General features: G+C 60.8%; 1 protein-coding gene and 1 pseudogene. Both read right to left on the reverse strand.

Annotation, left to right across the window (positions count from 1 at the left end; all coding sequences use genetic code 11):
- Positions 1–449, reverse strand: a pseudogene (gene gatB, locus PKC81_RS14705) (Asp-tRNA(Asn)/Glu-tRNA(Gln) amidotransferase GatCAB subunit B); the annotation flags it as partial.
- A 1-nt stretch (position 450) separates the two neighbouring features.
- The coding region (locus tag PKC81_RS14710; RefSeq protein WP_324337365.1) for an amidase family protein at positions 451–1,587 on the reverse strand (1,137 nt) is incomplete at its 5' end.

The following is a 1,587-nucleotide window of genomic DNA, read 5'->3' on the forward strand; positions in this document are numbered from 1 at the left end:
TGCTGATCGTGCATCAGCTTGCCGGCATCCTGCTCGACATGGATGCGTTCGATGCCGATGGTTTTGCGCGGACTATTGGCGTCCTTCTCGTCGAGAATGACCTCAATCTCGCCCTCACCTACAATCGGATGATAAAGCTGCGAAATCTGATAGCCCTGCGGCAAATCGGCGTAGAAATAATTCTTCCGGTCAAAACGCGACCATTTGTTGATCTGCGCATTGATCGCCATGCCGGTGCGCACCGCCTGACGGATGCATTCGCGGTTCGGCACGGGCAACATGCCGGGCATCGCGGCATCGACCAGCGAGACATGGCTGTTTGGTTCGCCGCCAAAAGCGGCAGAAGCGCCCGAGAAGAGCTTGGCGTTTGAAGTAACCTGCGCATGGACCTCAAGGCCGATCACGACCTCCCACTCACCGGTTTCGCCCTGGATGCGGTATTCGCTCATATTACCACCACTTCTCCGCTTCTGCCGTGAACCCAGCGCGTTCCTCAATCGCCAGACCTGCATTCAACACGCCCTGCTCATCCATAGCCTTGCCGACGATTTGCAGACCGAGCGGCAGCCCCTGCTTGTCAAGACCACCCGGCACCGACATCGCGGGCAATCCGGCCAGCGAGGCAGGCACAGCGAAAACGTCATTCAGATACATGCTCAACGGGTCGCTGGTTTTCTCGCCCAGGCCGAAGGCAGCACTGGGCGCGGTCGGCGCCAGGATCAGGTCGCATTGCTTCCACGCATATTCGAAGTCGCGGGCGATCAACGCGCGAACCTTTTGCGCTTGCGTGTAATAGGCGTCGTAGAAACCCGCGCTGAGCACATAGGTGCCGATCATGATGCGGCGGCGCACTTCTGCGCCGAATCCGGCGGCTCGGGTGGCCGCGTACATATCCTGCAGACCAGCGCCATCGGGCAGGTCGCGCAGACCATAGCGCACGCCATCATAGCGGGCGAGGTTCGATGAGGCCTCTGCGGGTGCGATGATGTAATAAGCCGGTAGCGCATATTTGGTGTGCGGCAGGCTGATGTCGACGATCTCCGCCCCCGCATCTTTCAGCCATGCGATGCCATTGTCCCACATCGCGGCGATATCTTCGTCGATGCCGTCGAGGCGATATTCCTTGGGGATACCGACCTTCTTGCCGCGCAAATCGCTGTTGAGGCCAGCTTCCCATTCGGGGACGGGCAGTTCGAGCGAAGTCGAATCCTTGGGATCGAAACCCGCCATCGCCTCCAGCATGATCGCACAATCGCGGACATCGCGCGCCATCGGGCCTGCCTGATCGAGCGAACTGGCAAAGGCGACAATGCCCCAGCGGCTGCAGCGACCATAGGTCGGCTTGATGCCCGAAATGCCGACAAAGGCCGCAGGCTGGCGGATCGAGCCACCAGTGTCGGTGCCGGTCGCCGCCGGGCACAACCGCGCTGCAATCGCAGTCGACGAGCCGCCCGAGGAGCCCCCGGGGGCCAGAGCAGCATTTCCGCCATCATTACGCCGCCAGGGCGAAATGACATTGCCGAAATAGCTGGTCTCGTTCGACGAACCCATGGCGAACTGGTCAAGGTTGAGCTTGCCCAGCATCCC

The organism is Sphingorhabdus sp. (assembly GCF_035329025.1).
Classification (GTDB): domain Bacteria; phylum Pseudomonadota; class Alphaproteobacteria; order Sphingomonadales; family Sphingomonadaceae; genus Sphingorhabdus_B.